Origin of the sequence: Mesorhizobium sp. M7A.F.Ca.CA.002.09.1.1, assembly GCF_003998555.1 — a bacterium.
GTDB lineage: Bacteria > Pseudomonadota > Alphaproteobacteria > Rhizobiales > Rhizobiaceae > Mesorhizobium > Mesorhizobium ciceri.
In genome coordinates this window covers 1-6,120 of record NZ_RZRR01000272.1, presented here as the reverse complement: position 1 = coordinate 6,120, position 6,120 = coordinate 1, and the positions used below count along the sequence as shown (strand labels likewise).

The 6,120-nt window shown below is 62.8% G+C and carries 6 protein-coding genes; 2 read left to right on the top strand and 4 right to left on the bottom strand.

Going from position 1 to position 6,120, the window contains the following annotated elements; all coding sequences use genetic code 11:
• The 3 genes from EN994_RS14130 to EN994_RS14120 all read right to left on the bottom strand — a co-directional run.
• The coding region (locus EN994_RS14130; protein WP_206530404.1) for a helicase-related protein at nt 1-2,019 on the bottom strand (2,019 nt) is incomplete at its 3' end.
• A gap of 730 nt (nt 2,020-2,749) precedes the next feature.
• Nucleotides 2,750-3,475 carry an acetoacetyl-CoA reductase gene (phbB, locus tag EN994_RS14125; RefSeq protein WP_013529183.1) on the bottom strand — a complete coding sequence of 242 codons (726 nt, stop codon included), beginning with the start codon at nt 3,473-3,475 and terminating at the stop codon, nt 2,750-2,752.
• Nucleotides 3,476-3,673: 198 nt separating this feature from the next.
• Nucleotides 3,674-4,852, bottom strand: coding sequence for an acetyl-CoA C-acetyltransferase (locus EN994_RS14120; protein WP_024502944.1), 1,179 nt, complete (start codon nt 4,850-4,852; stop codon nt 3,674-3,676).
• Between the two features lie 86 nt (nt 4,853-4,938).
• Between EN994_RS14120 and EN994_RS36720 the strand changes: the two genes are divergently transcribed.
• Together EN994_RS36720 and phaR are read left to right on the top strand one after the other, a co-directional pair.
• Nucleotides 4,939-5,067, top strand: coding sequence for a hypothetical protein (locus EN994_RS36720; RefSeq protein WP_255337222.1), 129 nt, complete (start codon nt 4,939-4,941; stop codon nt 5,065-5,067).
• Nucleotides 5,068-5,151: 84 nt separating this feature from the next.
• Nucleotides 5,152-5,763 carry a polyhydroxyalkanoate synthesis repressor PhaR gene (phaR, locus tag EN994_RS14115; RefSeq protein WP_063169186.1) on the top strand — a complete coding sequence of 204 codons (612 nt, stop codon included), beginning with the start codon at nt 5,152-5,154 and terminating at the stop codon, nt 5,761-5,763.
• A gap of 21 nt (nt 5,764-5,784) precedes the next feature.
• Here phaR and EN994_RS14110 read toward each other — a convergent pair.
• Nucleotides 5,785-6,120: citrate/2-methylcitrate synthase (locus EN994_RS14110; RefSeq protein WP_281060153.1), on the bottom strand; the 336-nt coding region annotated here is incomplete at its 5' end.

Genomic DNA, 6,120 nt, shown 5'->3' with positions numbered 1-6,120 from the left:
GCGAAGGGCTGCGCGGCCTTCCTGGTCGAGCGACTTCATCTCCTCGGCGATGTCGCGGCGGTTGATGAGGCCGAAATTCTCGACCAGCTGGAAGGCGATGCCACGGCCGATGCCGGAAATCTGGTCGGCGTTTTTCAAGTCGACCAGCGGCTTCAGCAGCGACTCGATCTGGAAATTGACGAAACGCTCGGCACGCGCGGCGACCTTGTCGCGCGCCGGGCCGGTCAGCTGTTCGTCGGCCAGCAGCACCAGCCGCGGCTTCAGCGCGTCTTCGCCTGATACAAGCGTGCCGATCGGCGCACCGATCCAGCGCAGCGTGCCATCCGACCCGAGCGCGATATCGCCATTGGCCGAGGCGCCGAAGCGTTCGGCGCGCGCCTCGAACTCGGCGGCCAGCGCCTTCTGGGCAGCGGTGCGCACCGCCTTGGCGTCTTCGCCGCCGGCGGTCTGGTCGGCGGTGAAGCGGAACCCTTGCAGCTCGCCGACATGGTGGCCTTCGACAAGGACGGTTCCGGTAGGACTAATTTCGGCTTCAGGCATGGTATTTTCTCTAAGGCGCCGCATGAGGACGGAAGTCCTGCGGTCTACGAAGCGTTTCGTCAACCGCTCATGCAGCGCATCCGACAATCTGTCTTCGATTTCGCGCGTCTTTTCCTGCCAGTGTGCCTGATCGGCCAGCCAGCCGGGCCGGTTCGACACGAATGTCCAGGTGCGGATCTGGGCAATGCGATGCGAGAGCGTATCAATGTCGCCCTCTGTTGTGTCGGCGCGGCGAACCTGCTCGGCCATATAATTCTCGTCGACATGGCCGTGGCGTGCGAGGTCCGTGTAGATCGAGGCAATGAGGTCGGCATGCTGGGCCGGCGCGATCCTGCGGTAGTCGGGCAGCGCGCAGGCTTCCCACAACAGCGCCACGCGCTTGGCATTGGTGGTGAGTGCGCGGATGTCCTCGTCGCGCGACAGATGCTCGAGCGCCTGTGCATCGACGGCAGGCAATGCCCGTGTCAGTCCCTCGACCGGGGCGTTGGTTTCGATCGAGCGCTTCAGCGCGTCGAGGCTGGCAAAGTCGAAATGTGCGGTGCGCCATTGCAGCACCTTCACCGGGTCGAAGTCGTGGCCTTCGATCTTCTTGATCAGATCCTCGTCCAGCGGGTCGACCTGGCCGGTGACACCGAACGTGCCGTCGCGCAGATGCCGGCCGGCGCGGCCGGCGATCTGGCCAAGCTCGGCCGCCGTCAGATTGCGGTACTGGAAGCCGTCGAACTTGCGATTCTGGGCGAAGGCGACGTGGTCGAGATCGAGGTTGAGACCCATGCCGATGGCATCGGTGGCGATGAGGTAGTCGACATCGCCGGACTGGAACAGCGCCACCTGGGCGTTGCGGGTGCGCGGCGAGAGCGCGCCGAGCACGACGGCGGCACCGCCCTGCTGGCGGCGGATCAACTCGGCGATGGCGTAGACCTCGTCGGCGGAAAAGGCGACGATCGCCGTGCGCCGCGGCAGGCGGGTCAGCTTCTTGGAGCCGGCATAGGCAAGATGCGACAGCCTCGGCCGCGTCACCACCGAGACACCCCTCAGCAGGCGCTGCAGGATACTTTGCATGGTGGCGGCGCCCAGCAGCAGCGTTTCCTGGCGGCCGCGCAGGTGCAGGATGCGATCGGTGAAGATGTGGCCGCGCTCGAGGTCGCCGGCGAGCTGCACCTCGTCGATGGCGACGAAGGCGGCGTCGGTCTCGCGCGGCATGGCCTCGACGGTGCAGACCGAATATTTGGCGCCCGGTGGCTGGATCTTTTCCTCGCCGGTAATCAGCGCAACCTTGTGGGCGCCGACCTTTTCGCAGACGCGGGCGTAGACCTCGCGCGCCAGAAGCCTGAGCGGCAGGCCGATGATTCCACTCTCATGCGCCACCATGCGCTCGATGGCGAGATGGGTCTTGCCGGTGTTGGTCGGCCCGAGCACGGCGGTCACGTCGCGGCCCGACAGGATCAGCGGCTCAGTGTGTTTGGGCTGGATGTTCATCAACCTAGAATAAGGCTTCCGGGACCTGGAGATAAGGCTTCTGGCCTCTGGTTGTCGGGAGCGTGCCTCAAATGGGCGCGTATGACAGGCGACACATAGGGATTTCGGGCGCGAAGCGAAAGCGGAATGTTCCGTCGGCAGCCAGAAGGTGGTTCCGTCAAGCTCTCAATCAGAATGCGGATTAACGGATAGAACGAGTCTGGAACGAATCGGCGACGAATCAGTGACTCCTGCAGGTTCAGCTTTTGTTCACGGCTATATGTGGATTTCGCGACCACGAGACGCACCACATGCTGAATCGCTGAACTGGCCCGTTTCGTGCTAAGAGGGCATTGCCATTAACCTTTGCCGATAAACGATCACAATGGCTTGGCGTGCCTCGACCAAGGTTATGAAATTGTTGATCTTTCTTAATCTGCGTTAAGCAATTGGCAGGGGATTCCGGCTGTCGTCGTTAACGTTCAGCTCAAAGCCGGAACGAATCGGCGACGAATCAGCGATGGCGGAATTTTCCCGTTTTGTTCACCTCAATATCTTGTGTTGTGAACAGCTTATCCACCGAGAATCCACAGGCTTGGAAGCTGGTTTCGCACAGGCCGGCCGGGCCGCTGTTAACCTCTGCGTGCCGGATTGGGTCAGCAGCCGTGCTGTCACTTCGAAGGGACCATGGCGCAAACGAAAAACGGGCCGGCGCGCCGGCCCGTCGATCTCTGCGCCTACATCGCCGTCGTCAGGCGAAATACTGGCCGCCATTGGCCGTGATGGTCGAGCCGGTGATGAAGCCGGCATCTTCGGATGCGAGGAAGACGACGCAGCGCGCGATTTCTTCGGGCTCACCGAGGCGGCCGACAGGAATCTGCGGAATGATGCGCTCGTTGAGCACCTTCTCGTCGATCGCCTTGACCATCTCGGTGGCGATATAGCCGGGACAGATGACGTTGACAGTGATGCCGGCGCGCGCCCCCTCTTGGGCGAGAGCCTTGCTGAAACCGATATCGCCGGCCTTGGCGGCGGAATAGTTGACCTGGCCGGCCTGGCCCTTCTGGCCGTTGATCGAGGAGATGGTGATGATGCGGCCGAACTTGCGGTCGCGCATCCCGCTCCACAGCGGATGCGTCATGTTGAAGACGCCGGACAGGTTGGTGTCGATGACCTCTTTCCACTGCTCACGCGTGATCTTGTGGAACATGGCGTCGCGGGTGATGCCGGCATTGTTGACCAGCACCGAGACCGGGCCGAGATCGGCCTCGACCTGCTTGATGCCGGCGGCGCAGGCATCATAGTCGGCGACCGACCATTTGTAGACCGGAATGCCGGTCTCAGCCTTGAATTTCGCCGCTGCGGCATCATTGCCGGCATAGTTCGCCGCAACCGAATAGCCGACGGTCTTCAATGCGATCGAGATCGCCGCGCCGATGCCGCGCGATCCGCCTGTGACGATTGCTACCTTGGTCATGCATTTCCCCTTTTTTGATATCGCCCTGTTGTCGGGCTTGGCAGGCACTGGATACAGAACGGGCGGCTAAAGCGCGTCGCGCTGAAGTAGGTTCAGGCGATGCGCTTCAGCTGTTTGGTTTTATGCATGTCGGTGTTCCCAAAACCGCTGCGCAGTTTTGGGCGACATGCATGCACGCCGCCCGTTTAGTGACTTTCTTCAGAGTGCTTCGACACACATGGCGACGCCCATGCCGCCGCCGATGCACAGGGTAGCGAGACCCTTCTTGGCGCCGCGCCGGCGCATTTCGAAGACCAGCGTGTTGAAGACGCGAGCGCCGGACGCACCGATCGGATGGCCGATGGCGATGGCGCCGCCATTGACGTTGACGATCGAGGGATCCCAGCCCATGTCCTTGTTGACGGCGCAGGCCTGCGCCGCAAAGGCTTCGTTGGCCTCGACCAGGTCGAGATCGCCGACCGACCAGCCGGCCTTTTCCAAGGCCTTGCGCGAGGCGGGAATGGGTCCGGTGCCCATGATCTGCGGATCGACGCCGGCGGTTGCCCAGGACACGATGCGCGCCAGCGGGGTGATGCCGCGCCTCACCGCTTCCGCTTCGCTCATCAGCAGCGCGCCGGCGGCGCCGTCATTGATGCCGGAGGCGTTGGCGGCGGTTACCGTGCCGTCCTTGTCGAAAGCCGGTTTCAGCTTGGTCATGGCGTCGATCGTGGCGCCGTGGCGGATGTATTCGTCCTGGTCAACGATGGTGTCGCCCTTCTTGCCCTTGATGGTGACGGCGACGATCTCGTCCTTGAACTTGCCGGCCTTCTGCGCGGCCTCGGCCTTGTTTTGCGAGGCGAGCGCGAACTGGTCCTGGTCTTCGCGGGTGATCTGGAACTGACGCGCGACGTTTTCGGCTGTGTTGCCCATGTGGTAACCGTTGAAGGCGTCCCACAGCCCATCCTTGATCATGGTGTCGATCAGCTTGAAGTCGCCCATCTTGACGCCGGCGCGCAGGTGCTGGGCATGCGTCGAAAGCGACATCGATTCCTGGCCTCCGGCGACGATCACCTTGGCATCGCCGATGGCGATCTGCTGCATGCCGAGCGCGATGGCGCGCAGGCCCGAGCCGCAAACCTGATTGAGGCCCCAGGCGGTGGTTTCCTTGGGCAGGCCGGCATTGATCGATGCCTGGCGGGCCGGGTTCTGGCCTTGCGCGGCGGTCAGCACCTGGCCGAGGATGACCTCGTCGACCTCGCCTGGTTCGACGCCGGCACGCGACAGCAATTCCGTGATGACGACGGCGCCGAGCTCATGCGCCGGGGTGGCGGCGAAAGCGCCGTTGAAGGAGCCGACCGGCGTGCGCGCCGCACTGGCAATGACGATGGAAGCGGACATTTTCTTCTCCAGACTTCAAGGGTGTTGCTCTGTCGTTGGGGACTTTTCTTGCCCTTTCCCAACCCCAAGTCAAACCGGAAATGGGCATGGCGCCCATGCGCCGCAAGCAGGCCATGCCTTGCCATGGCGGCCATTCGTCCATTGCTGCGCAGCATATTTTGCCTGCCATGCAGCATTTAGTGATCCCGCACTGCACAAACTGCTTGGAATTGTGAGGCTTTTGCGCATATCCTCAAAAAAGGCACAATCGTTATCGGCGGCTTACTCAGAGGCGCGCCGGTGTCCCCGGGAGGATGTAGATGGCCGCTAAAGACGATCCGATCATCATCAAGAAATACGCCAATCGCCGCCTCTACAACACCGGCACCAGCACCTATGTGACGCTCGAGGACCTCGCCGAGATGGTCAAGAAGGGCGAGGAGTTCACCGTCCAGGACGCCAAGACCGGCGACGACATCACGCATCCGGTGTTGACCCAGATCATCTTCGAACTGGAGAACAAGGACGGGCAGAACATGCTGCCGATCCCGTTCCTGCGCCAGCTCATCGCTTATTACGGTGACCAGATGCAGATGATCGTCCCGAGCTTCCTCGAACAGTCGATGCTTGCCTTTTCCAAGGAGCAGGAGCGCTTTCGCGAGCAGATGAAGGGGGCGCTCGGCAAGTCGCCGCTCGACATGATGAAGATCACCACGCCGATCAAGGCGCTGGAGGAACAGACGCGCCGCAACATGGAAATGTTCCAGAATGCGATGCGGCTGTTCACGCCGTTCCCGCCCGCTGGCTCCGCGCCAGCCGCTGCGACGTCGCCCGAGCCGGCCAGGAAGGAAACGCCTGACAAGCCCGACGATCTTCAGGAACTGAAGGACCAGATCGCGGCCATGCAGCGCAAGCTCGACACGATGTCCTGAGCGCCTGGCGTTCTTGCGGCCTTACACCAGCACGCCCTCATAGCGGCCGCGCGGCCGGATGACACTTCCGCTTGTTATCTGTTCGACCGTGTGCGCGGCCCAGCCGACGCTGCGTGCGAGCGCGAACAGGCGGAACGGTGCATCGCGCGGCAAGCCTAGGCTGCGCGTCAGCGCGGCCAGCCCAAAGTCGATGTTGGGAAGCGCGCCGGTCGCCGCAAAGGCAGCGTCGCGCAGCGACGATAGTGTGCCGTCAACCTCGATCACCGACAGCAGCGCCGCCCCGCGGGGATCGCCGTCAGGATAGAGTTGATGACCGAACCCCGGCAGCGGCCGGTCATGGCTGAGCCAGCGCCGGAT

Excerpts from the sequence above, each read along its gene's own strand:
- phbB (WP_013529183.1), bottom strand. The coding sequence starts at position 3,475 with ATGACCAAGGTAGCAATCGTCACAGGCGGATCGCGCGGCATCGGCGCG.
- EN994_RS14120 (WP_024502944.1), bottom strand. The coding sequence starts at position 4,852 with ATGTCCGCTTCCATCGTCATTGCCAGTGCGGCGCGCACGCCGGTCGGC.
- EN994_RS36720 (WP_255337222.1), top strand. The coding sequence starts at position 4,939 with ATGGCGCCCATGCGCCGCAAGCAGGCCATGCCTTGCCATGGCGGCCAT.
- phaR (WP_063169186.1), top strand. The coding sequence starts at position 5,152 with ATGGCCGCTAAAGACGATCCGATCATCATCAAGAAATACGCCAATCGC.